This window comes from Novosphingobium colocasiae, from assembly GCF_014652555.1.
Lineage (GTDB): Bacteria > Pseudomonadota > Alphaproteobacteria > Sphingomonadales > Sphingomonadaceae > Novosphingobium > Novosphingobium colocasiae.
The window spans coordinates 1-23,325 of record NZ_BMZA01000009.1 but is presented as its reverse complement, the minus strand read 5'-3'; the positions used below and the strand labels follow the sequence as shown (position 1 = coordinate 23,325).

Below are 23,325 nucleotides of genomic sequence, written 5' to 3'. Positions count from 1 at the left end.
GGGAGCGAGGCTTAGGCTGCAGGCCTTAGCCGCAGCGGGGTGGGCGCTCTCCGCTCAAACACCCTCCGCCGCCGGCATCGATCCGGTCCGCAGGGCCGGCTTTTCATCCAACCCGCCGTCCTTCATGATCCGATCGCGGAATTCGTCGCGTTTTTCGTGGATGGAGGCGATGATGCGGCCCATCGCCACGCCGGTTTCGACCAGCACGGCCTCGCTCATCTGCAGGGTGCTTTCCAGCGTTTCGGGTACCGCGTGCGTCGCGCCGGCCCGGTAGAGTTGCGCGGCGTGATCGACGTCGCGGGCGCGGGCGATGATCGGCAGGGCGGGGAACTGGGCGCGCAGTTTGCGCACCACGCGCTGCGCCATCACCGGCTCGTCCATCGTCAGGATCACGGCGGCGGCATGTTCCACGCCCGCGCGAATCAGCGCATCGCCCCGTGCCGCGTCGGAAAAGGACACATTGTAGCCCTTGCGCCGCCCGGCGGCGACCAGATCGACATCGGCCTCGATGGCGAGATAGGGACGCTTGTGATGGATCAGCAGGTCCGCCACCAGCTTGCCGCCGCGTCCGAAGCCGACGATGATCGACGGCGGCAGGCCTTCCTGCACGGGCGGCTGCTCTGCCGGTTCGGCGCGGTCTATCCGGCGGGCAAAGATCCGCCCGGCCAGCGCCATCAGCGGCGTCACCGTAAGGCCGATCGCCGTCACCACCTGCCAGAACTGCGCGGTCGGCTGGTCGATCAGTTGCGCGGCGGTGGCGGCGGACAGCACGATCAGCGTCGTTTCCGATGGGCTGGCCATCAGCACCCCGGTTTCCGCCGAGGTGCTGGACCGCGCGCCCATCATCCGCAGCAGCAGCCCGGTGACCACCGCCTTGAGCACGATCACCCCCGCCGTCGCCATCAGGATCGGGCCGAGGTTGTCCCATAGCATGGCGAGATCGATGCTCATGCCGATGGTGATGAGGAACACCCCGAGGGCGAGGCCCTTGAACGGCTCGATGATCTGCTCGACCTCGGCGTGATAATCGGTTTCCGCGATCAGCAGCCCTGCCACCAGCGCGCCGACGATCGGCGACAGGCCGACCGCTGCGGTGGCGAGCGAGGCGAGGATGACGACCAGCAGGCTGGCGGCCAGGAACAGCTCCGGGCTCTTGGTCCGCGCCGCCTGGGCAAACAGCGGCGGCAGCAGATAGCGCCCCAGCACCAGCAGGCCGCCGACGACGAGCGAACCCCACATCACGGTAGTCACCAGATTGCCCACGCCACCCTCTGCGGCATGGGGGGCGAGTGCGCCGAGCAGGAAGATGATCGGCACCAGCGCGATATCCTCGAACAGCAGCATCGACAGCGCGGCGCGGCCCACCGGGGTGTTGGTGTTCGTGATCTTCAGCACCAGAGCGGTGGACGACAGCGCCAGCGCGAGGCCGAGCGCCAGCGCGCCCGATAGCGCTTGGCCCAGCATGAAGAACACGCAGGTGAGCGCCGAGCCGATGACGATCAGTTCCAGCGAGCCGAGCCCGAAGACCAGCCGCCGCATGTCCCACAGCCGCCCGAACGACAGTTCCAGCCCGATCGAGAACAGCAGGAGGATGATGCCGAATTCGGCGAACACATCCAGTTCTTCGGGTCGGGTGATCGTCATGTACGAAAGCCACGGCAATTGCCCGACATGGCGGCCAAGGCCGAACGGCCCCACCAGCAGCCCGATCAGGATGAAGCCGATCACAGGGGTGATGCGAAACCGGGCGAATACCGGGATGACCGCGCCGGCGGCGCCAAGGATGACAAGGGCATCGGACAGGAAGGGTGAATAAAGCTGCGTCTCTGTGGCCATGAGAGCAGCTTAGGGCAATCGAGGGGCGAAAGTCACGCGCCGTGGATCACCTGCGCAACTTCACTTGGCGTTCACCGCGTCGCTGGTTATAGACCCCGCCATGCTCGAACGCTCGCCTTTCAGGACCGCCATGCTCGCCGCCGCTACCGGGGCGCTCGTTCTCACCGCTGGTTGCGCCGGCCGGGGGGGCAAGGCGAAGGATACCGCTTACGTCGCCCGCGATGTCGATACGCTCTATGCGGCCGCCAAGCAGCGGCTCGATCAGGGGCGCACCAAGCAGGCCGCCGCCCTGTTCGACGAGGTGGAGCGCCAGCATCCCTATTCCCCTTGGGCCCGCCGCGCCCAGTTGATGAGCGCGTTCAGCTATTACGCCGCGCGCGACTACAACAAGGCCGTGTCCTCGGCGCAGCGCTTCCTGTCGATCCACCCGGGCAACAAGGACGCGCCTTACGCCTATTACCTGATCGCGGTGTGCTATTACGAACAGATCAGCGACGTCACCCGCGACCAGAAGACGACCGAGCAGGCGCGTACCGCGCTGACCGAGATTACCCGCCGCTATCCGACCACCAGCTATGCCTCGGACGCCAAGCTCAAGCTGGACCTCGTCAACGATCACCTTGCGGGCAAGGAAATGACCATCGGCCGTTCGTATGAACGCAGCGGCAAATGGCTGGCCGCCACGCTGCGGTTCCGCAACGTGGTCGATAATTTCCAGACCACCAGCCACACGCCCGAGGCGCTGTTCCGGCTGGTCGAGGGTTACCTGTCGCTCGGCATCCCGGCCGAAGCGCAGAAGGCGGCGGCCGTGCTCGAGCGCAACTATCCGCAGAGCAAGTGGTACGAACGTGCCTACGATCTCATGCGCAAGCACGCCGCCGAAAACCTGACCTGATCGCACCGCCGGCAATCCGCCGGAATGTCGGGGAATCATCCCCGTCCCGGTTGACATTTCTGCCGGCGCGTCCTGTTGTGCCGGTCTCATGCTTTCGCAGAAGACTCGCTATACGATCCGTGCCTTGCAGCACCTTGCGGACCACTACCTCAAGGGTCCGGTGCGGCTGGACGATATCGCCGAATCGCAGAACATCCCGCGCAAGTTCCTGACCGTGATCCTTTCGGAAATGGCGCGCGAAGGTGTCGTCATGTCGCAGCGCGGCCGCTCGGGCGGGTACGAACTGGCGCTGCCGCCGGTGGATATCCGCTATGGCGATATCATCCGCCTCTGCCGGGGCAGCCTGGCGCTGGTCCCTTGCGCCAGCCGCAATGCGCATGAGACCTGCGCCAACTGTCTGCCGGAAGTGGAATGCCGGCTGCGCGGGCTGATGCTGACGCTGCGCGATGAAACTGCCGCGATGCTCGATCGCCTGACCCTGGCCGACAAGATCGCGACCGAGCCGCCGTTCGTTGGGGAACCCTGAGCGGTTCGTCGCGCGTATCGGGCAACAAAATCGCGGAATGTGCTTTGTAAACAGCAAGGGTGGGGCAACGCGACAGGAGCGACGATGCCTTCGAACATGCCGCGCACGCCGAATGCGCTGCGCAACGAATCTTCCGCCAACCGCTGGAATCCCTACGTCAAGGCCGGGATCGCTCTGCTGATCGCGGCGTGGATCAACGGTGTGGCCCAGTTCATCGTGCTGGTTCACCAAGGGTAATGGCGCACCATCAATGCGGATGACGGACGCCGAAGCTTTCGCTAGAACGCTTCGCGAACATGCTGACCCGGCTTTCCATCCGCAATATCGTTCTGATCGAGGCGCTCGACCTGGAGTTCGCATCGGGCCTCGGTGCGCTGACCGGGGAGACCGGAGCGGGCAAGTCGATCCTGCTCGATGCGCTGGGCCTGGTGATCGGCAATCGCGCCGATAGCGGGCTGGTCCGGGCCGGAGCCGATCGCGCCGGCGTCACCGCGACGTTCGAATTCGCCGCACTGCCGGCGACCGTCCGTTTTGCCATTGACGAGGCGGGGCTTGAGATCGAGCCGGGCGAGCCGCTCATTCTCAAGCGCCAGTTGAAGGCCGATGGCGGCAGCCGCGCGTTCTGCAACGATCAGCCGGTCAGCGTCGCGTTCCTGCGCGAGATTGCGCCGGCGCTCGTCGAAATCCACGGCCAGCATGACGAACGTGGGCTGGTCAACGCGCGGGGGCATCGTGCCTTGCTCGACCGGTTCGCCGGGGCCGATGTGGTGGTGGTCGAACGCGCGTGGAAGGACTGGCGCTCCGCGCGCGAGGCGCTCGACGATGCGCGCGCGCAAGTGGACCGGGCGGCGCAGGATCAGGACCTGCTGCTCGCCCACCTTGCCGAACTCACCGCGCTTGCCCCCGAAGCGGGCGAGGAGGAGGCGCTGGCCCTGGCCCGCGCCGACATGCAGAAGGGCGAGAAGCTGGCCGATGATCTTGCCGCCCTGCAGCACTTGTGGAGCGGGTCCGATTCGGCGCTGGCACTGCTGCGGGCGGCGGCGCGACGGCTGGACCGGATCGCGGGCGAACACCCGCTGCTGGCCGAGGCGCTGGCGGCGCTGGATCGATCGGTGATCGAGGCAGGCGAGGCTGAAGAGAGGCTGGAACGCGCGGCGGAAGCTCTGACGTTTGATCCCGCTGAACTCGACCGTATCGAAACCCGGCTGTTCGAACTGCGCGCCCAAGCCCGCAAGCACGGCTGCGCAGTGGACGACCTGCCCGCCCGCATGGCCGGGATGCGCGCCGCGCTCGACGCGATCGAAGGCGGTACCGAACACCTTGCGGCGCTGGAGCGCGCGGCGAACAAGGCGGCGCTGGCCTATCGCGAGGCGGCTGGCGCGCTGCACGACCGGCGACGCGCGGCGGCGGTGCGGCTGGACGCAGCGGTGAAGGCGGAACTGGCCCCGCTCAAACTGGACGCGGCGCGGTTCCAGACTTCGGTGGTGCGCCTGCCGGAAGATCGTTGGGGGCCGATGGGGATGGATGCGGTGGAATTCCTCATCTCGACCAACCCCGGCACCGACTTCGCCCCGCTCGCCAAGATTGCCAGCGGCGGCGAACTGTCGCGTTTCATCCTGTCGCTCAAGGTGGCGCTGGCAGAGGAGGGTGGGGCGGCAACGGTGATCTTCGACGAGATCGACCGCGGCGTCGGCGGCGCGGTGGCGAGCGCCATCGGCGAGCGCCTGTCACGGCTGGCGGCAGGCGGGCAGTTGCTGGCCGTCACCCATAGCCCGCAAGTCGCCGCGCGCGGGGACCGACACTACCTCATCGCCAAATCGAGCGAGGAAACGGTCACGCGCACTTCGGTGGCGCTGCTGGACGATGCCGCGCGCAAGGAGGAGATTGCGCGGATGCTGTCCGGGGCCGAGGTGACCGATGAGGCGCGGGCGCAGGCGGATCGGTTGCTGGAGGGGGTGTAGTGCGGGGATGGTTCAAAGGGATCATCCTCGGCGTGGCCGTTTTAGGAGTTGCCGGCAGTGCCGTTACGCTCGCTAATCAGACGTTTCCAGTGCCCATCACCGACGATGTTGTTTTTGCCATCTGGAAATCGAGTATTGTCAAAAATCCTGATGTGACCGTCTGCATTTTTGTCGGCGAAAGGCTTGCGTCCCCCAGTTTGCTCACCCGCTTGAATAAAGGCGGCGGCAGCGCAGTCGCCGGCCAAAGATGTAAAACCGACCTCGATCCCTTCAAAGGTCCGCGCGGAGAGCGGGCAGCATTGGCGGGGGTAGACCGCGTTGATTGTGATCTTTTTCGGCGATGTTGGGTCGAATACTATTATGCAGTCGGTCGTCTTGGAGGACACGGATTTCGTGCTCGTCTCGTCAGGAGGGATGGCGGCTGGACGATTGAGGATGAACAGCCGACTTGGATAAGCTAAGGCCGAACTCACGGCTAGGCGGTACCGTTGACGAGACCTGTTTCGAGACCTACTATGTGGTCATGAACAAGCCCTTTAAGCCTGCCGCCGTGCTGCCAATCCTGGCCGACGTGGCGGTTAGCATCAGCGAGCTGAAAAAGAACCCCGCCGCCGTTATCGAGGAAGCACGCAGGCAGCAGGTGGCGATTACCAATCGCAACCGTGCGGTCGCTTACATCATCTCGCCCGAAGTGTGGGACCACATCCTTGATATTTTCGATGAGCGCAAACTCGAACGAGAGTTGGCGGATCATCTCGACGATGTGGACGACGCAGAAACAGTGTCGATCGAAGACCTGTTGAAGTGAGCCGATTTGAATTGCGGTTCGGTCGCCATGCCGCGCGGCAGTGGCGGCGTCTCGATATCGACATTCGTAAGCAGTTCGCTCGCAAGCTCGACAAGCTTCTCGATAACCCGCACGTCCCTGCGGCGCGAATGCGCGGTTACAGTGATGCCTACCGGGTGAAGCTCCGCAAGGCGGGTTTCAGACTGGTATACCGGGTGTTCGACGATCGCATCGTGGTTTTGGTGGTAGCCGTCGGAAAGCGAGACAAGGACCGGGTCTACGAAGACTTCGCACTGAACTACAACGAGGGCACCGAATGAGCGGGCCGACCGAACCCGAAGCCGCCAACGAACTGATGCGGCTCGCGCGCCAGATCAATCGCGCCAACAAGCTCTATCACGCCGAGGACGCGCCGGAGATTTCCGACGCGGAGTATGATGCGCTCGTGCGCCGCAATGCCGAACTGGAGGCGGCGTTTCCGCATCTGATCCGGCCGGACAGCCCCAGCCAGCAGGTGGGCCACGAGGTTGCCGCTTCGCCGCTGGGCAAGGTGGCGCACGAGGTTCGGATGATGAGCCTCGACAACGCGTTCTCGGACGAGGAAGTGGCCGAGTTCGTCGCGCGCGTGCGGCGCTTTCTGGCGCTGGCGGATGATGCGCCGGTGGCGTTCACGGCGGAGGACAAGATCGACGGGCTGTCCTGCTCGTTGCGCTATGAACACGGCCGGCTGGTGCGCGCGGCGACGCGGGGCGATGGGCAGGTGGGCGAGGATGTGACCCCCAACGTCGCCCACATTGCCGACATTCCCCAGCAGCTTGCCGGTGCCGATCTGCCCGAAGTGTTCGAGGTGCGCGGCGAGGTCTACATGGAAAAGGCCGCGTTCCATGCGCTCAACGCGCGGCTGATGGACGAAGGCCGCGCGCAGGCGGAAGCGCGGGGCGAAGCATTTGAAGAGGGCAAGGTTCGCCAGTTCGCCAACCCGCGCAACGCTGCTGCCGGTTCGCTGCGGCAGAAGGACGCGAGCGTTACGGCCAGGCGGCCGTTGCGGTTCTGGGCGCATGGCTGGGGCGCGGCGAGCGCGGTACCCGGGGCCAGCCAGCACGAAGTGATCCGCATCATCGAAAGCTGGGGCCTGCCGGTCTCGCCGCAGTTCCGGCTGTGCCATACCCTGGACGATATGCTGGCCGCCTATCGCGCCATTCGCGACGGGCGGGCCGAGCTGCCGTTCGAGATCGACGGCGTGGTCTACAAGGTGGACCGGCTGGATTACCAGCAACGGCTCGGCTTCGTGGCAAAGGCCCCGCGCTGGGGCATGGCCCACAAGTTTCCCGCCGAACGCGCCGAGACCACGCTCGAAGCGATCGACATCCAGGTTGGCCGCACCGGCAAGCTCACCCCCGTGGGTCGGCTGAAACCCGTGCTGGTCGGCGGGGTCACCGTCACTAACGTCACCCTGCACAACCGTGACGAGATCGCGCGGCTGGGGGTGCGGGTGGGAGACCGGGTGGTGCTGCAGCGCGCGGGCGACGTTATCCCGCAAGTAGTGGAGAACCGGACCCGCGCCGAAGATCGCCCGGCCTTTGCCTTCCCCGATCACTGCCCGCAATGCGGCTCCGAAGCGGTGGCCGAAGAGGGCGAGGTCGATGTCCGTTGCACCGGCGGACTGGTCTGCCCGGCGCAGCGGACCGAACGGCTCAAGCACTTCGTCAGCCGCGCCGCGCTCGATATCGAGGGGCTGGGCGAAAAGACGATCGACGAATTCTTCGCCAGGGGCTGGCTGGAAAGCCCGGCCGACATCTTCCGCCTGAGGCAGCGCCGAGGCGACATTCTCGCGCTGGAGGGGTGGAAGGACAAGTCTGTGGACAACCTGTTGGCAGCGGTGGAAAACAAGCGCGCCCCCGATGCGGCGCGGCTGCTGTTCGGGCTGGGGATCCGACATGTCGGCGCGGTGACGGCGCGCGATCTGCTCAAGCGGTTCGCCAGCCTGCCGGCGCTGCGTGATGCCTCAGAGCGCGCGCATGGCGGCGATGACGAGGCGCGCTCCGATCTGCTGGCGATCGACGGCATCGGCCCCGTGGTGGTCGAGGCGCTGGGAGACTTCTTCCACGAAGCGCACAACCGAACCGTCTGGGACGATCTGCTCAGCGAAGTGACGCCGCCACCCTACATCGTCGAGACGAAGGACAGCGAAGTCGCCGGCAAGACCGTGGTGTTCACCGGCAAGCTGGAAACCATGAGCCGCGATGAAGCCAAGGCCCAGGCCGAAGCGCTGGGCGCGAAGGCGGCAGGGACCGTTTCCGCCAAGACCGACCTCGTCGTCGCGGGGCCGGGTGCCGGTTCCAAGCTCAAGAAGGCTGCGGAACTGGGCATCCCGGTGATCGACGAAGCGGCTTGGGCCGAAATCGTCCGCAACGCGGGTTAGGGTTTTGCCTTAGAGCCGGGTGATCCTCTCTTGCTCCTCCACCCTTGAGGGGGGAGGTTGGGTGGGGGGTGTACCGCCGCCAGCGTCGACGCGTTGCCTGGCGGCATCGCTCCCCCACCCCCAACCCCGCCCCGCCGGGGAGATGCAAGGTGGCATCACTCAGGCTCAACCCCGGCACTGAGGTTCAGGACAGTCGCGCCCGGCGTTCGTGCATCTGGCGATAGTGCTGCACGCGGGTGGCGCGCAGACCGGCCATGCCTTCACGCTCGATCGCGCGTTGCCACGATGCCAGTTCCTCCAATGTGAGGTTGTAGCGATCGCAGGCCTCGTTGATCGTCAGCAGCCCGCCGTTGACTGCTGCCACCACTTCGGCCTTGCGCCGCACGACCCACCGGGAGGTGTTGCGTGGCGGCAGGGTGTCTTTCTTGATGGGCTCGCCCAGCGGTCCGACTACCGTCTGGGCACGCATGTTATCCGTATGAAGCATATGACCTCTCGAGCTGTTGCTACCGCTACCAGCCCCCCTTGGTGTCTCAATTCTTGGTCATAAAGGTAAACAACTGACTGCATTTTGTGGTTAACATGATGCAGGGTAGGTTTACTGAATTATTCGATAATTCAGCCTGATACCTGTAGATTAATATTTCGGAACCGCTTTACACCGCGTTTACCTGTATTAATTACCGTAGCGGCAAGCAGGAGCTGGTGGATTGAATAAGGTTTCGGGCCCGATGGCGGGCAATGATCTTGCCGATTTTACAGGCATTCCCAGACACGTGTCTGCGGAAGGGTGTCAGTTCGTCGCCCTCGGCGCACGGCCGGTTGTCGGGCAGGTCCTGCTCGTGCTGCTCGATTCGACCCTGCCGGTGGCGGGTCGGGTGCGCTGGGTGGTGGAGGACCGGTTCGCCCTGGTGTTCGATGCGCCACTGGCGCGAAGCGTGCGCAAGACGCTGGAAAACCACGGCCGGGTGCTGGGTGCCGTTAAGCTTGTTCGCGGCTGACCGCGCGACCCTTCAGCGAATCGGACGCTTGCGCAGCCACAGGATCGACCAGTCACCGCGCACGATTCGCCCCGCCAGCCGCAACCCGGCGCGACGGCACGCGGCCCGGACGCCGGGCTCCTGCGTTTCCAGCAGCCCCGCCAGCAGCAGATGCCCGCCCGGCACCAGCGCCGCGCCGAAGTCAGGTGCCAGCGCCACCAGCGGCCCGGCAAGGATATTGGCCATCACCAGATCGTAAGGCCCGCGTGCCGCGATCAGCGGATGGTCCATGCCGTCGGCAACGGTCATCGTGATCCGCCCCGCGCCGCTGCCCATCGGCACCCCGTTCGCGGCGGCATTGCCACTGACCACATCGACGCAGACCCGGTCGATATCGCTCGCGGTATAATAGGCCTGCGGCCACAGCGCCCGCGCGGCGAAAGCAAGGATGCCGGTGCCGGTGCCGATATCGGCAGCGTTGCGGACCACCAGCCCTTGCGCTTTCATATGGGTCAGCATCGTCAGGCAACCGGCGGTGGTGGCGTGCTGGCCGGTGCCGAAGGCCTGGCTGGCGGGGATCACGAAATCGACGACGCCGGCATCTTCGCTGGCGGGGTGATCGGGGGTGTGGACATGGAACTTGCCGGCGCTGATCGGCTCCAGCCCCTGCTGGCTGGTGACCAGCCAGTCGGTCTCGGGCAATTTCTCCACCACGAACGGCGGCACTTCGGTGGCGAACAGCGCGGCGAGCGCCGCCTTGTCTGCCTTGGTCGGCTTGCGCGAAAGCCAGGCTTCAAGACGCCAGTCGTCAGGCTGGTCCTCGGCCACCTCGCTGCCCGAAATCAGGATATCATGATCCCAGTCCAGCGCGTCTTCGTGCGCGATGAGCGCGGCTTCCACCAGCAGGCGCGGGGCGAGGGCGGTGATCTTCCAGCTCATGGCTTGTTCTTTCCGGCTTCTTCGGCGAGGCGCGCGGCAAAGCGCGTGCGGCCGGCTTCGGCATATCTGGCGCAGGCGGCGGCATCGACCAGCGCGCCGCCCGCGGCAAAGCGTTCGAACATGGCGCTGGCGGCGGGGTGCGGGGTCAACAGGATGTCGCAGGGCAGGGCAGCGATCGCGTCCGCGCCGAGCGCGAACCGGGCCACGCGATCGGGGTGGGCGCTGAAGCGATAGCCATCCGCTGCGGGGGTTGAGATGCTGTCGGCATAGGCGATCATCCGGCAGGTGAGCGCCGGGTCGCAGCTTTGCCAGGTCCAGCTTGTCGAGCCGGGCGAATGCGCCGGGGTGGCATGCGCGGTCAGCACCAGCGGCAGGCCGGTCCCGGTCAGCGTAACGCTGTCCCCGTCGGCCAGCACCTTGTCCACCGCCACCGACGGCGCGCGCGCAATGAGCCCGCGCTGCGGATCGTCGAGCGTCGGCTCCCCTGCTTCGAGCGCGGCGGCGGTGCTGCCCAGCGCGGCGACTTTCGCACCGGTGGCCACCTTCAGCGCCGCCAGCGAGCCGACGTGGTCGTGGTGTTCGTGGGAGGCGACGATCCAGCGCACATCGCGCGGATCGAAGCCCAGCTTGCGGATATTGGCGAGGACCAGCGGGGCCGCTTCCTCCGGTCCGCCATCGACCAGCACATGGCCGTTGGCCGATGTGACCAGCAGCACGGTGATGCCGCAAGTGCCGACGTACCAGGTGTTGCCATATATATGGGCCGGTGGTGCCGGGTCAGCCCAGCCATCGCGGCCGGCGCAGCTTGCCGCCAGCGCGCGCGGCTCCGGCGCAGGCGTCTTTGCGGCGGCCGGTAAGGACAGAAATGCCGAGGCGGCCAGGAGCCCCGGCGACAGGGCGGCGAAGGATCGGATCATGGCGCGAGTCACCCGGGCGCTTTAGGCGCGTACCGGGGCAAGGACCAGCTTTAGGCGGCAGGACGGTTCCGGCGATGTGCTCGGCGCAGCTTGCGCGGTGCAACATTTCGGCTAAGGGGGTGGGCGAATGGGCGGCGTGCGCGTCGCCGATGGCAAGGGGATTCGCAAGAGCATGGCCGAAGCCGGTACGAAGAAAAACCGTCCGCTTTCACCGCACCTCCAGATCTGGCGGTGGGGCCCGCATATGTTGGTGTCCATCCTGCACCGCGTCAGCGGCAGCGGCCTGGCGTTCGCCGGCCTCGGGCTGCTGCTGTGGTGGCTGGGGGCGCTCGCCAGCGGTCCTGCTGCCTATGAAAGCTTCGCAGGCTGGGTCTGGGCCGATCTCGGCACGCTCGACTGGAGCGGCACCGGCATTCTGACCGGGCTCGTCAAGCTGATCCTCAAGATCGTCGTGGTCGGCATCAGTTGGTCGTTCTTCACCCATATGTCTTCGGGGCTGCGCCACTTCGTGCTCGATATCGGTGCCGGCTTCGAACTCGGCGTCAACCGCCTGGGCTCGATCCTCGCGCCGGTCGCCGGCATCCTGCTTACCGTCGCCTTCTGGGCGATCCTGCTGCTTCGCTGAGGGCTTTGAGACATGGGTAACGGAACATCCATCGGCCGCGTGCGCGGCCTCGGCTCGGCGAAGAGCGGCGCGCATCACTGGCTGCTGCAGCGCTTCACCGCGATCGGCAACCTGCTGCTGGTGCTGTGGCTGGTCGTCTCGATCCTGATGCTGCCCAACCTGCATTACGCCAGCGTGATCGAATGGATCGTCAAGCCGGTGCCGGCCACGGCGATGGCGCTGCTGGTCATCTCCACCTTCTGGCACGCCCGCCTCGGGCTGCAGGTGGTGGTGGAGGACTATGTCCACGAACATGCCAACAAGTTCGCCTGCATCGCCGCGCTGAACCTTGCCGCTTTCGGCGGAGCCGCGTTCGGCGTGTTCTGCATCATCCGCCTCGCGCTGGGAGCTCACGCCTGATGTCCGCGCCTGCCTACAAGATCATCGACCATACTTACGACACCGTCGTCGTCGGCGCCGGCGGCTCGGGGCTGCGCGCCACGATGGGCTCCGCCGAAGCGGGCCTGAAGACCGCGTGCATCACCAAGGTCTTCCCGACCCGCTCGCACACCGTCGCGGCGCAGGGCGGCATCGCCGCCTCGCTTTGCAACAACACGCCCGATCACTGGACCTGGCACATGTACGACACCGTCAAGGGGTCGGACTGGCTGGGCGATCAGGACGCCATCGAATACATGGTGCGCGAAGCCCCCGCCGCGGTTTACGAGCTGGAGCACGCCGGCGTGCCGTTCAGCCGCAACGCCGATGGCACGATCTACCAGCGCCCGTTCGGCGGTCACATGCAGAACATGGGCGAAGGCCCGCCGGTGCAGCGCACCTGCGCCGCCGCTGACCGCACCGGTCACGCCATGCTGCACGCGCTGTACCAGCAGTCGCTGAAGTACGATGCGGACTTCTTCATCGAATACTTCGCGATCGACCTCATCATGGAAGGCGGCCAGTGCGTCGGCGTGATCGCGCTGTGCATGGACGATGGTTCGATCCACCGCTTCCGTTCGCAGGCCGTGGTGCTGGCAACCGGCGGCTATGGCCGTTCGTACTTCACCGCCACTTCGGCGCACACCTGCACCGGCGATGGCGGCGGCATGGTGCTGCGCGCCGGCCTGCCGCTGCAGGACATGGAATTCGTCCAGTTCCACCCCACCGGCATCTACGGTGCCGGCGTCCTCATCACCGAGGGTGCGCGCGGTGAGGGCGGCTACCTGACCAACTCCGAGGGCGAGCGCTTCATGGAGCGTTACGCGCCCTCGGCCAAGGACCTCGCCAGCCGTGACGTCGTGTCGCGTTCGATGGCGCTGGAAATTCGCGAAGGCCGCGGCGTGGGCCCGCACAAGGACCACATCTACCTGCACCTCGATCACATCGATCCCAAGGTGCTGGGCGAACGTCTGCCGGGCATCACTGAAAGCGGCAAGATCTTCGCCGGCGTCGATCTGACCCGCCAGCCGCTGCCGGTCGTGCCGACCGTCCACTACAACATGGGCGGCATTCCGTGCGACTTTAACGGCCGCGTGATGACCATCGGCCCCGATGGCGATCCCGAAACCGTGGTTCCGGGCCTGTTCGCGGTGGGCGAAGCGGCTTGCGTTTCGGTCCACGGCGCTAACCGCCTTGGCTCGAACTCGCTGATCGACCTTGTCGTGTTCGGCCGGGCGACGGGCCTGTACCTCAAGGAAAACATCAAGCCGATGGCCAAGCAGGCCGAACTGCCCAAGGATTCGGCTGATCTGGCGCTGACCCGTCTCGATCACTTCCGCAACGCCAACGGCAGTTCGCCGACGGCGGAAATCCGCACCGAGATGCAGCGCACGATGTCGCTCCACGCGGCGGTGTTCCGCAACGACGAGCTGATGGTCGAAGGCAAGGAAAAGCTGGCGGCGACCTATGCCCGCATGACCGACATCAAGGTTTCGGACCGCGGCCTGATCTGGAACTCCGACCTCGTCGAGACGATGGAGCTGGACAACCTCATCAGCCAGGCATCCGTCACCCTGCACGGCGCGCAGAACCGCAAGGAATCGCGCGGCGCCCACGCTCACGAAGACTTCCCCAACCGCGACGACGCGAACTGGATGAAGCATACCGTGGGCTGGTTCGACGGCTGGGGCGGCAAGGGCGGCGCGGTGCGTCTCGACTACCGCCCGGTCCACGAATTCACGCTGACCGATGATGTGGAATACATCAAGCCGAAGGCGCGCGTTTACTGAGCCATGCCAGGTCTGGCCGGCTTCACGACGGGCAAACTTGCAGCAATAATTACGGCCGCTGGCGGATTGATTTTCGCCAGCGGCCTGTTTTTTCCGGCTTACAAGAACCCTGAACTTGCCGGGCGGATCAAGCTGGCCGCTTGCGGGCTGGATGGCCGTTATCGTTCCGGATGGAACGATGAGCTGTTGCCGCTTTTGACCTGGCGGTATCCGCTTATGCAGGGTGGTGCCAGCCTAGTCCTGGCCGGTGTCGTCTTGCTTCTCCTCGTTAAGATGTTCCCCGATAGGGACCGACGCTGGCCTACGACGCCTGTTCTTAGGCGGACATATTTCGTGCTGGGTTTTTGTGCGCTTGCTGTCGGCTGGGTCGGCTTCGTTGTTAGTATTGTCCTTGACGTCCGGCGCGGTGATTATGTGCCGTTGTGCGCAGATAGCGCGGGGATCCCAATCATCAGTGCGACAATCGGGTATCCTATCATCGCAGCAATCTCGGCCACGGTAGGTGCTGTGTTGATGATAGGGTTTGGCAGACTGCCTGCATCGCTCTGGCAATGGGACGCCAACAGAACTGCACGGTCATGGATCGTGACCACGATCGCCGGTGTGGGTATCGCGGGCGTGGGTCTCATCATCGCCAATACGGCGGTGGACACGCTTTTTATGGCAACGCCTGCCCATATAATCATGATCTATCTGGTTGCATCGGCTCGCAGCGCCTTGTTGTCTCCCCGAGAAACGGGTTCATCCGTTCCCGTTCCTCGTCGTTGCGAGCCGTAGGCGAAGCAACCCAGGGCGGATTGCGCCGGCCCTGGATTGCTTCGCGACCTTTGGTCGCTCGCAAAGACGATGACAGATGAATCCTGTCAGCGAGCATGGCAGTTGCTCGGTTTGGCTGGTGGGCCATGGACTTGGATGATAATCCGCATAGTATCCGTTCAGCGCGATGGCAGGAACACAGGCCGCGTGTGTCATCCGGTTCGTCCGCACCGATAAACCGCAGGAGAGGACATGACCGAGCCCACCCCGCGCCGTGAGCGTTCTCCCGGAATGAAGCTACTGTTCGTCGGTCTCGTCAGTCTGGTGCTGATTGCGCCGCTGATGCTGGTCTACGCCCTCGTCTATGACCGGCAGGAACAATCGGCCACGGCGCAGGCGGCGATCAACGCCGGGTGGGGCGGGCCGCAGGTCATATCCGGGCCGGTGCTGGTGGTGCCGTTCCGCACCACGCAGACGCAGAACGAAACGGTCGACGGCAAGCAGGTCAGCCGCGTGGTCGAGGTGGAAAAGAACCTCTACATCTCGCCGGTCAGCAACCGCGCGACGACCCGCATCGATCCGCAGGAGCGGCGCAAGTCGATCTACCGTTCGGTGCTGTTCGTGGCGCAGACCAAGGGCAAGGCGCGGTTTGCGCTGCCGGGCGATCTGGCGCGGTTCGGGGTGACGCGTGAACGCCTGCTGTGGGATCGTGCCGAATTGCGGATGGGCGCTTCCGACGCGCGGGGGTTGACCACGGGCGGCAGGCTCCTCGCCAACGGTCGGCCGCTGGAGGTGCAGCCCGGCAAAGGCCCGGCATCGTCCGGCGGACAGGGTTTCTTCGCTTTCCTCGCCTGGGACGGGCTGGGCGCGCTCGATGTCGATTACGGCTTCGAACTGCGCGGCAGCCGCACCATAAGCCTGGTCCCGCGCGGCGGATCGACGGAGTGGGACGTCCGCTCGGCATGGCCCAGCCCTAGCTTCGACGGCTCGTTCCTGCCCGAAAAACCGCAAGTGTCGGACAAGGGCTTCACCGCGCATTACGAGGTGGACAAGCTCGCGCTCGGCCAGCCGCCGGTGGCGACGCAGGATTTCGGCCTGCCCCAGCCGCCGGGGAACAGCTACGGCATGGCGGAAGCTATTGCGCCAAGCGCGGTGGACATTGCCGCTGGCGGCGCGAACGAAGTTGTCGGGGGCCCGAGCCACAGCCTGAACATCAGCCTGATCGAGCCGGTGAACCTCTATTCCAAGGTCGATCGATCGGTGAAGTACGGGTTCCTGTTCATCGGCTTCACCTTCCTTGCCTTTTTCCTGTTCGACGTGGTCGGCGGGGCGCGGGTGGCGGCGGTGGAATACCTGCTGACCGGGGCCGGGCTGGTCCTGTTCTTCGTGCTGTTGCTGGCCTTTGCCGAAGTGATCGGGTTCACTCCCGCCTATGTCGTGGCGGGCGGGGCGATGATCGGCCTGCTCACCTGCTACAGCGCCGCCGTGCTGCGAACCTGGAAACGCGCGCGCTTCATCGGGGCCCTGCTGGTCGGGCTCTATGCGCTGCTGTTCGTACTGCTCAATCTGGAGGCCTGGTCACTGATGATCGGCGCGTTGCTGCTGTTCGTGGCGCTGGCCGGGGTCATGTACGCGACGCGCGGGGTGGATTGGGGCACTGTCGGCAAGCAGGTTGCGCCCCAGTCCGACTGATGCGGCCCGTCAATCGGCCTTGGCAACCGTCTTGCCCTCTGCTTTGTCGGCATTCTTCTGTTCGCGTGCTGCCACGATCTCGGCCTTGCGGGCGGCGATCATGCTCGCGGGGGCAGGGCGAGCGGGATATTTGCAGCCGCGCGCTTCGCCGACACCCTTGAGGAAGGCGCGGCGGGCCATGCCGGCCTGAACGGCGGTGCGCAGTTGCACTTCCTGATCGTTGGCACCTGAAATCTCGCGGATCAGGCCACGGAACGGGATGAACTTGGCCACCACCCACTTGGCGATGCGGCCGCTGCTCAGCTTTTCGCGATCTTCCTGCGGCATTTCGATGTCCGGCCCGAGGATGCCGTCGAGTTCGGTAATCGCGGAGCTGAGCTTCTTGCAGCCCTTGAGCCCGTCCAGCGTATAGGGTTCGGCGATGGCATTGGTCAGCGTCGGCGGGATGTCCTTCTTGTCGATGTTGAGATCGCTGAGCGGGGTCTTGGCGGCATCGACAAGGTTGGGATTGCCATCGGTAAGCGGGCGTTCGGCCTTTTCCTGCTTGGCATCTGCCGGCTTGTCCTGCCGGGCCTGTGCCGGCATGACCAGCAGCGTGCCGGCGGCAGCGGCGATCAACCAGACTTTGCGCATTTCATCCTCCTGTTGATCGGTAGCCCGTCCGACCCTCAGTTACCGAACGTGTCGCAAGCGTCCTCGTTCCCGGTGTCGAGCCCTTTGCGCAGCCATTCCATCCGCTGGGCACTGGTGCCGTGCGTGAAACTCTCGGGCGCGACTTCGCGCCCGGCGTTTTTCATCAGCGTATCGTCGCCGATGGCGCTGGCCGCGGTCATGCCCTCTTCAAGGTCGCCCGGCTCGATCAGGTCCTTGTGCTTGCCGGCCCAGACCCCGGCGTAGCAATCGGCCTGCAGTTCCATCCGCACCTGCAGCGCGTTGGCCTGCGAAGGGTTGCGCTGCTGCGCCTCGCGAACGTGATTTTCGAGGCCGACCATCTTCTGGACATGGTGGCCATATTCGTGCGCCATCACGTAGTACCGCGCGAAATCGCCCTTTGCGCCCAGTTCGCGATCAAGCTGGTCGTAGAAGCTGGTGTCGATATAGATGCCCTGATCTGCCGGGCAGTAGAACGGCGCCATCGAACTTTGCGCCGCGCCGCAGCCGGACCGAGTGCCGCCGTTGTAGAAGTTAAGTGTGGGCTGTTCGAACGGGATGTTGGCCTTGGCGAACAGCGGTTGCCAGGTCGTGTTCAGCGAACTGAGCGCGTTGCACGATTCCAGCGCGTAATCGTTGGCGGCGCAGATCGCTTCGGCGTCCTGCGGCCCGGCCTGCTGCTCCTGGCGCTGCGGGGTCTGCTGCTGGACGGCGTCGATCGTGCCCAGCATCTGCCGAGGATCAATGCCGAACACGGTGGCCCCGATCAGCACCAGAATCAGCGTGCCGCAGCCCAGTTTTCCGCCACCCCCGCCGGGAAAGCCCCCGCCGCCTCCGGAATTGCTGACGCGGACATTGGCGGGATTGAACCTGTCGAGACGCATCCTGGCTACCCTTGAAACGATGGATCGGCTTGCTGCTAACGCATAGCGTGCCGGCTGGTTCTGGACAGCCCCCACGGCGCAGCTTTCACGGCTTGCAGGAAAAGGACGGTATGGTCCGTCGGCGCGCAGATTCCCCGCGCCAACTTGCGCAAACGGCGTATATTCGGGGCGTGAATCGCAGCGGCAGGGTGGGAACCGAAAACTTGGGCGGGCTGGCCGGCGCGATGCGTCGGGCAGGGGGGGTGCTGCACGCGCTGTGCTTGTGCAGTTGCGCCCTGATCCTGCTCCCCGCCGCGCCGCTGAATGCGGCATCCCGCAGTCGCGCGGATCAGGAACTGGAAGCGCAACTGCGCCGCCACATCGAAGTGCTGGCGAGCGACGATCTGCAAGGCCGCGAGCCCGGGACCGAGGGTGAGGCCAAGACGCTGCGCTACATCGCCCGGCAGTGGTACGATATCGGCCTGGTTTCGGGCACGAACGATCCCGGCAACGAATGGTTCGCCCCGGTGACGATGGTGGCCCGCGAGCCGGCCGATTCGGTGGCTCAGTTCGCGCGCAAGGGGCGGCGGGCGATCTACATGCCGGCCAAGGTGCTGGTGCTGACTTCGGGCCGCCGCAGTCTGGTGCGCGATGCGCCGATGCTGTTCGTGGGCTACGCCCGGGGGCAGGACTATTCGCGCACCGAACTGGCGGGCAGGGTGGCGGTCGTGCTGGACGGCAACAATGCCGACAGCCAGGACAGCACCCGCCAGAACGCGCTGCTGGCGGCGGGTGCCTCGGCGGTGCTGACCGTTCTGGATGGTGATCGCAACCTGGATGAGGTGGCGGCGCGGCGGCAGCGGTCGGGCTATGCGCTGGCGCAGGATTCGCTGGGCGGCGATCTCGAAGCCTTCATCAGCCGGGATGCGATGGCCAACGTCATGTCCGGCGGCCCGCATTCGCTGGACTGGTACGAAAAGCAGGCCGCTTCCCCGGATTTCCTGCCGGTGCCGTTGGACCTGAGCGTATCGATGGAAGCTACCACCCGCGAAACCACGATCAACACCCACAACCTGATCGCCCGGCTGCCCGGCCGTAATCCGGAATATGGCGCGGTGCTGTTCCTGGCGCACTGGGACCACTTCGGCATCTGCGCCGAGCCGCCGGCCGAAGACCTGGTGTGCAATGGCGCGGTCGATAACGCCAGCGGGGTGGCGGCGCTGACCGAAGTGGCGCGCCGGCTGTCGCGCCTGCCGCAACTGGATCGCGACGTCTATTTCCTCGCCACCACCGGTGAGGAGCTGGGCCTGCTCGGCGCGCATGCCTTTGCCGACAATCCGCCGCTGCCGCTGTCGCATATCGTCGCGGCGTTCAACATCGATTCGGTTGCGGTCGCCCCGCGCGGGACGCCGTTCGCCGTCGTCGGCCGGGGGATGACCGGGCTGGACCGCGATATCGCCCGTGTCGCCAAGGCGGAGCGGTTCAATCTGGTCGATGGCGATGCCGCGAACGAGTTCGTCCGCCGCCAGGACGGCTGGGCCTTGCTCCAGCACGATATTCCTGCGGTGATGGTGACCACCGCCTACGGCAATCTCGATCTCATGCGCGCGTTCTTCGACGGCAACTATCACCGTCCGGGTGATGATCTGTCGCACCCGATCGAACTGGGCGGCGCGGCGGAGGACGTGAAGATGCTGACGGCGCTGGGGCGCTGGTTCGCCGATGTCCGCAAGGTCCCGCCAACGCCGCTTTCCAAAGGTGCCGGGCAGGGGCGATAGGGGCGGCAGGGCCGGCGAAAATACCGCCTAGCCCTTGACGGTCCCTTTGATTACATGGGCCGCCACGATTCTCCCCGGCTGTGCCCTCCTGTGGGCATGACAACCGCTCAAGGTGGCACTGATGGAAATTCCGCTCGGTCTGACTTTCGATGACGTTCTGCTGCGTCCCGCCAAGTCCGACATCGTGCCCACCCAGGCCGATACCCGCAGCCGCCTGACCCGCACGATCGGGCTGAACATCCCCGTCATCTCCTCGGCGATGGATACCGTGACCGAAGCGGACATGGCGATCGTGATGGCGCAGATGGGCGGCATCGGCGTGCTCCACCGCAACCTGACGGTAGAGGAACAGTGCGCGGCGGTCCGGGCGGTCAAGCGCTTCGAGAGCGGCATGGTCGTCAACCCGATCACGATCGCGCCTGACGCGACGCTGGGTGAGGCGCAGGCCCTGATGACCGCGCACCGCATCAGCGGCATCCCGGTCGTCGAAGCCTCCGGCCGGCTGGTCGGCATCCTGACGAACCGCGATGTGCGCTTTGCCGATAACCCGTTCCAGCCGGTGCGCGAACTGATGACGCACGAGAACCTCGCCACCGTGCAGACCGGCGTCTCGCAGGAAGAGGCGCGTCGGTTGCTGCACCAGCGCCGGATCGAAAAGCTGCTGGTCGTCGACGATGCCTTCCGCTGCGTCGGCCTGATCACCGTGAAGGACATCGAGAAGGCGGTCACTTACCCCAACGCCACCAAGGACGGGGCCGGACGGCTGCGCGTGGCGGCGGCGACGACGGTGGGCGAAAAGGGTTTCGAGCGCACCGAAGCGCTGCTGGCGGCGGAGTGTGATGTCGTCGTCATCGATACCGCGCACGGCCACAACCGCGATGTCGCGCTGGCGGTGGAGCGGGTCAAGAAGCTGTCGAACTCCGCCCAGGTCATCGCCGGCAATGTCGCCACCGCCGAAGCGGCGCGGGCGCTGATCGATGCCGGCGCGGATTGCGTGAAGGTGGGTATCGGACCGGGCTCGATCTGCACCACCCGCATTGTTGCCGGGGTCGGCGTGCCGCAGCTTACCGCCGTGATGGAAGCCGCTGAAGAGGCCGACAAGTCGGGCGTGCCGGTCATCGCCGATGGTGGCCTGCGCACTTCGGGCGATGCCGCCAAGGCGCTGGCCGCCGGTGCGTCGACGATCATGGTCGGCTCGATGCTGGCCGGGACCGAGGAAGCCCCGGGTGAGACGTTCCTGTACCAGGGCCGCGCCTACAAGTCGTATCGCGGCATGGGCTCGGTCGGGGCCATGGGTCGCGGCTCTGCCGATCGCTATTTCCAGGGCGATATCAAGGACCAGATGAAGCTGGTGCCCGAAGGGATCGAAGGGCAGGTGGCCTACAAGGGCCCGGCGCGCGATGTGCTGCACCAGTTGGTGGGCGGCATCAAGGCGGCGATGGGCTATACCGGCGCGGGGACGATCGAGGAACTGCGCAAGAACGCCAGGTTCGTGCGCATCACCAATGCCGGCCTGCGCGAAAGCCACGTCCACGACGTGACGATCACCCGCGAAGCACCCAACTACCCGACCCGCTGAGCCGGCCCGGTGACCCCGGCTGCCCGCGTCCAGGCCGCCATCGAGATCCTCGACGGCGTGATCGCCGCCGCGCAGGCGGGCGGGGCTCCGGCTGACCGGCTGATCGCAGACTGGTTCCGCACCCGCCGCTTCGCCGGCTCCAAGGACCGTCGCGCCGTGCGCGAGCTTGCCTATCGCGCTATCCGCGCCTGTGGAGAGGTTCCGGCCAGCGGCCGCGCGGCGATGCTGCGGCTGGCGAGCGATGATCCGGCGGTTTCCGCGCTGTTCGACGGATCGGCACATGCCCCGGCACCGATCGGCGCTGATGAGACCCCCGCCGCCGCAGGAGTGGCACCAGGCTGGCTGGAACAGCGGCTGGAGCAGAGCGGTGTGGCCCTGACCGATGCGGCACTGCTGCTCGATCGCGCCCCGCTGGACGTGCGCCTTAACACCCTGCGCGCAGATACGGCAGAAATGCCCGAAGGCGGCACGCGCACCGTCGCGACGCATGGCTGGCGCTTTCCCGCCGACAGCCGGATTGAGGAAAGCGCGGCATTTCGGGCCGGCATGATCGAAGTGCAGGACACCGGCTCGCAGCTTACCTGCGAAGCCGTTGCCGCCCAACCGGGCGAAACGGTGGTCGATCTGTGCGCCGGAGCGGGGGGCAAGACGCTGGCGTTGGCGGCGGCGATGGCGAACCGGGGCCGGCTTCTCGCCTGCGATATCGACCGCGCGCGCCTGTCCCGCCTGCCCGAACGCGCGACCCGCGCGGGGGCATCGCTGATCGAGACGCTGCTGCTCGATCCGAAGCGCGAGGCGCAGGCGCTGGCGGCAGTCGAAGGCGCAGCGGATGCGGTGCTGGTCGATGCACCATGCTCTGGCACCGGCACCTGGCGGCGCAATCCCGAGGCGCGCTGGCGGCTGACCCCGGTGCAGCTCGATCGCTATGCGCAGATGCAGTCCCGCCTGCTCGATATCGCCGCGCGGCTGGTGCGGCCGGGCGGGCGGTTGGTGTTCGTGACCTGTTCGCTGCTGGATGCCGAAGGTGCCGGGCAGGCGGCGGCGTTTCTGGCCAATCGGGGCGATAGCTGGCGCGCCGATCCGCCGGGCCTGCCGGCCGGCGAACCGCGCGGCCACGGCTTGCGGCTTTCACCGTGGCACGACGGGACCGACGGCTTTTTCGTCGCGCGGTTCGAGCGGCTGTGTTAGCGTGAAGCCCTATGAAGAGGACGCTGCCCTCGGCCAAGGACCTGTTGATGCGTTATACTCCCGCTGCTCTGGCGCTGTCGCTCGTTGCGGCCATTTCCGCCAGTGCATCGTTTTCCGCCCCGCCTGAACAGCTTGATCCTCGCGCCGCGGCGCTGGTCGAGGAAGGGCGCACTGCCGCGCGTGCCGGCGACCTCGATAGTGCGATCGACGCATACGAATCGGCGCTAACCGTTCAGCCCGGCAGCGTCAGCGTGCTGCTGGGCCTGGCGGATGCGACGCGGCGCACCGGGATGCAGGGCAAGGCGGTCCATTACTACCGCGCCGCGCTCGAAGCCGATCCGCGCAACCTCGACGCGATCAGTGGCGAAGGTCTGGCGCTGGCCGAAAAGGGCGCGCTCGACAAGGCGGGCCGCAACCTGACGCGGCTCAAGAGCCTGTGCGGCAACGATTGCCCGCAAGCCCAGGCCCTGGCGACTGCTATCGCCAGCGGACCGGCCAAGCCCCGCGTGCTAACTGCAGAGGCGGTAACGCCCAAGCCGGTCGTCTCGGAGAACTGATCGCGGCCAACGGAACGCGACTGCCACCACATCACCGCGTTCGTCATCCCGAGCCGCCCACGGCTTCTGGCGTGGTGGAACCGAAGTTCGTCTTGTTACGTCACCCCGGACTTGATCCGGGTGTGGATTCACATCCGAAGTGCAACGGGTTGAAAGTTTCGGCTGG

The 23,325-nt window shown here is 66.0% G+C and carries 24 protein-coding genes; 17 read left to right on the top strand and 7 right to left on the bottom strand.

The window, feature by feature from the left end:
• Positions 1 to 54: 54 nt before the first annotated feature.
• A complete protein-coding gene (locus IE122_RS12125) occupies positions 55 to 1,836 on the bottom strand; it encodes a cation:proton antiporter domain-containing protein (RefSeq protein WP_189621442.1) in 1,782 nt (593 codons plus the stop codon).
• 100 nt (positions 1,837 to 1,936) lie between these two features.
• Here IE122_RS12125 and IE122_RS12120 point away from each other — a divergent pair, with 100 nt between their 5' ends.
• The 4 genes from IE122_RS12120 to recN all read left to right on the top strand — a co-directional run bounded on the left by IE122_RS12120 (position 1,937) and on the right by recN (position 5,218).
• Positions 1,937 to 2,731, top strand: coding sequence for an outer membrane protein assembly factor BamD (locus IE122_RS12120; protein WP_189621441.1), 795 nt, complete (start codon positions 1,937 to 1,939; stop codon positions 2,729 to 2,731).
• 88 nt (positions 2,732 to 2,819) lie between these two features.
• The gene (locus tag IE122_RS12115) at positions 2,820 to 3,257 is read left to right on the top strand and encodes an RrF2 family transcriptional regulator (RefSeq protein WP_189621440.1); all 438 of its coding nucleotides are present in this window, start codon (positions 2,820 to 2,822) and stop codon (positions 3,255 to 3,257) included.
• Positions 3,258 to 3,341: 84 nt separating this feature from the next.
• Complete coding sequence (locus IE122_RS12110; RefSeq protein ID WP_189621439.1) at positions 3,342 to 3,494, top strand: hypothetical protein; 153 nt, start codon at positions 3,342 to 3,344, stop codon at positions 3,492 to 3,494.
• Between the two features lie 59 nt (positions 3,495 to 3,553).
• Positions 3,554 to 5,218: a DNA repair protein RecN gene (recN, locus tag IE122_RS12105; RefSeq protein ID WP_189621438.1), complete on the top strand. Its 1,665-nt coding sequence runs from the start codon at positions 3,554 to 3,556 to the stop codon at positions 5,216 to 5,218.
• 41 nt (positions 5,219 to 5,259) lie between these two features.
• On the opposite strand, the gene IE122_RS12100 is transcribed toward recN, so the two are convergent.
• On the bottom strand, positions 5,260 to 5,691 hold the full coding sequence (locus IE122_RS12100; RefSeq protein WP_189621437.1) for a hypothetical protein: 432 nt from the start codon (positions 5,689 to 5,691) through the stop codon (positions 5,260 to 5,262).
• 50 nt (positions 5,692 to 5,741) lie between these two features.
• Between IE122_RS12100 and IE122_RS12095 the strand changes: the two genes are divergently transcribed.
• Genes IE122_RS12095 through ligA form a run of 3 tightly spaced genes read left to right on the top strand, consistent with a single transcriptional unit; the run spans position 5,742 to position 8,427 of the window.
• A complete protein-coding gene (locus IE122_RS12095) occupies positions 5,742 to 6,026 on the top strand; it encodes a type II toxin-antitoxin system Phd/YefM family antitoxin (protein WP_189621436.1) in 285 nt (94 codons plus the stop codon).
• On the top strand, positions 6,023 to 6,325 hold the full coding sequence (locus tag IE122_RS12090) for a type II toxin-antitoxin system RelE family toxin (protein ID WP_189621435.1): 303 nt from the start codon (positions 6,023 to 6,025) through the stop codon (positions 6,323 to 6,325). Before IE122_RS12095 ends, IE122_RS12090 begins: the two co-directional genes overlap by 4 nt.
• A complete protein-coding gene (gene ligA / locus IE122_RS12085) occupies positions 6,322 to 8,427 on the top strand; it encodes an NAD-dependent DNA ligase LigA (protein WP_189621434.1) in 2,106 nt (701 codons plus the stop codon). Before IE122_RS12090 ends, ligA begins: the two co-directional genes overlap by 4 nt.
• 184 nt (positions 8,428 to 8,611) lie before the next feature.
• On the opposite strand, the gene sciP is transcribed toward ligA, so the two are convergent.
• Positions 8,612 to 8,914 (bottom strand): CtrA inhibitor SciP, encoded by a 303-nt coding sequence (gene sciP / locus IE122_RS12080; RefSeq protein WP_189621433.1) that lies wholly within the window; start codon positions 8,912 to 8,914, stop codon positions 8,612 to 8,614.
• Positions 8,915 to 9,137: 223 nt separating this feature from the next.
• Here sciP and IE122_RS12075 point away from each other — a divergent pair, with 223 nt between their 5' ends.
• Positions 9,138 to 9,428: a PilZ domain-containing protein gene (locus tag IE122_RS12075; RefSeq protein WP_189621432.1), complete on the top strand. Its 291-nt coding sequence runs from the start codon at positions 9,138 to 9,140 to the stop codon at positions 9,426 to 9,428.
• A gap of 12 nt (positions 9,429 to 9,440) precedes the next feature.
• Here IE122_RS12075 and IE122_RS12070 read toward each other — a convergent pair whose 3' ends face one another.
• Together IE122_RS12070 and bla are read right to left on the bottom strand one after the other, a co-directional pair.
• Positions 9,441 to 10,346 (bottom strand): 50S ribosomal protein L11 methyltransferase, encoded by a 906-nt coding sequence (locus IE122_RS12070; protein ID WP_189621431.1) that lies wholly within the window; start codon positions 10,344 to 10,346, stop codon positions 9,441 to 9,443.
• Positions 10,343 to 11,263: a subclass B3 metallo-beta-lactamase gene (gene bla / locus IE122_RS12065; RefSeq protein ID WP_189621430.1), complete on the bottom strand. Its 921-nt coding sequence runs from the start codon at positions 11,261 to 11,263 to the stop codon at positions 10,343 to 10,345. The genes IE122_RS12070 and bla overlap by 4 nt, the downstream gene beginning before the upstream one ends.
• A gap of 172 nt (positions 11,264 to 11,435) precedes the next feature.
• Here bla and sdhC point away from each other — a divergent pair, with 172 nt between their 5' ends.
• The 5 genes from sdhC (at position 11,436) to creD (ending at position 16,543) form a co-directional block, all read left to right on the top strand.
• The gene (sdhC, locus tag IE122_RS12060) at positions 11,436 to 11,888 is read left to right on the top strand and encodes a succinate dehydrogenase, cytochrome b556 subunit (protein WP_189621545.1); all 453 of its coding nucleotides are present in this window, start codon (positions 11,436 to 11,438) and stop codon (positions 11,886 to 11,888) included.
• Between the two features lie 12 nt (positions 11,889 to 11,900).
• A complete protein-coding gene (gene sdhD, locus IE122_RS12055; RefSeq protein WP_189621429.1) occupies positions 11,901 to 12,287 on the top strand; it encodes a succinate dehydrogenase, hydrophobic membrane anchor protein in 387 nt (128 codons plus the stop codon).
• Positions 12,287 to 14,095, top strand: coding sequence for a succinate dehydrogenase flavoprotein subunit (sdhA, locus tag IE122_RS12050; protein ID WP_189621428.1), 1,809 nt, complete (start codon positions 12,287 to 12,289; stop codon positions 14,093 to 14,095). Before sdhD ends, sdhA begins: the two co-directional genes overlap by 1 nt.
• 3 nt (positions 14,096 to 14,098) lie before the next feature.
• Entirely contained in the window at positions 14,099 to 14,872 is a 774-nt protein-coding gene (locus tag IE122_RS12045; protein ID WP_189621427.1) for a hypothetical protein, read from the top strand.
• A 231-nt stretch (positions 14,873 to 15,103) separates the two neighbouring features.
• On the top strand, positions 15,104 to 16,543 hold the full coding sequence (gene creD, locus IE122_RS12040) for a cell envelope integrity protein CreD (protein ID WP_189621426.1): 1,440 nt from the start codon (positions 15,104 to 15,106) through the stop codon (positions 16,541 to 16,543).
• Positions 16,544 to 16,552: 9 nt separating this feature from the next.
• On the opposite strand, the gene IE122_RS12035 is transcribed toward creD, so the two are convergent.
• Complete coding sequence (locus tag IE122_RS12035; RefSeq protein ID WP_189621425.1) at positions 16,553 to 17,176, bottom strand: hypothetical protein; 624 nt, start codon at positions 17,174 to 17,176, stop codon at positions 16,553 to 16,555.
• 35 nt (positions 17,177 to 17,211) lie between these two features.
• Positions 17,212 to 18,078: a KPN_02809 family neutral zinc metallopeptidase gene (gene ypfJ / locus IE122_RS12030; RefSeq protein WP_189621424.1), complete on the bottom strand. Its 867-nt coding sequence runs from the start codon at positions 18,076 to 18,078 to the stop codon at positions 17,212 to 17,214.
• Between the two features lie 224 nt (positions 18,079 to 18,302).
• Between ypfJ and IE122_RS12025 the strand changes: the two genes are divergently transcribed.
• The 4 genes from IE122_RS12025 to IE122_RS12010 all read left to right on the top strand — a co-directional run bounded on the left by IE122_RS12025 (position 18,303) and on the right by IE122_RS12010 (position 23,159).
• Positions 18,303 to 19,835 carry a M28 family peptidase gene (locus tag IE122_RS12025; RefSeq protein ID WP_189621544.1) on the top strand — a complete coding sequence of 511 codons (1,533 nt, stop codon included), beginning with the start codon at positions 18,303 to 18,305 and terminating at the stop codon, positions 19,833 to 19,835.
• A gap of 121 nt (positions 19,836 to 19,956) precedes the next feature.
• Positions 19,957 to 21,414 (top strand): IMP dehydrogenase, encoded by a 1,458-nt coding sequence (gene guaB / locus IE122_RS12020; protein WP_189621423.1) that lies wholly within the window; start codon positions 19,957 to 19,959, stop codon positions 21,412 to 21,414.
• A 9-nt stretch (positions 21,415 to 21,423) separates the two neighbouring features.
• Positions 21,424 to 22,602, top strand: coding sequence for an RsmB/NOP family class I SAM-dependent RNA methyltransferase (locus IE122_RS12015; protein ID WP_189621422.1), 1,179 nt, complete (start codon positions 21,424 to 21,426; stop codon positions 22,600 to 22,602).
• Between the two features lie 47 nt (positions 22,603 to 22,649).
• The gene (locus tag IE122_RS12010; RefSeq protein WP_229814086.1) at positions 22,650 to 23,159 is read left to right on the top strand and encodes a tetratricopeptide repeat protein; all 510 of its coding nucleotides are present in this window, start codon (positions 22,650 to 22,652) and stop codon (positions 23,157 to 23,159) included.
• The last annotated feature ends 166 nt before the right edge of the window (positions 23,160 to 23,325 follow it).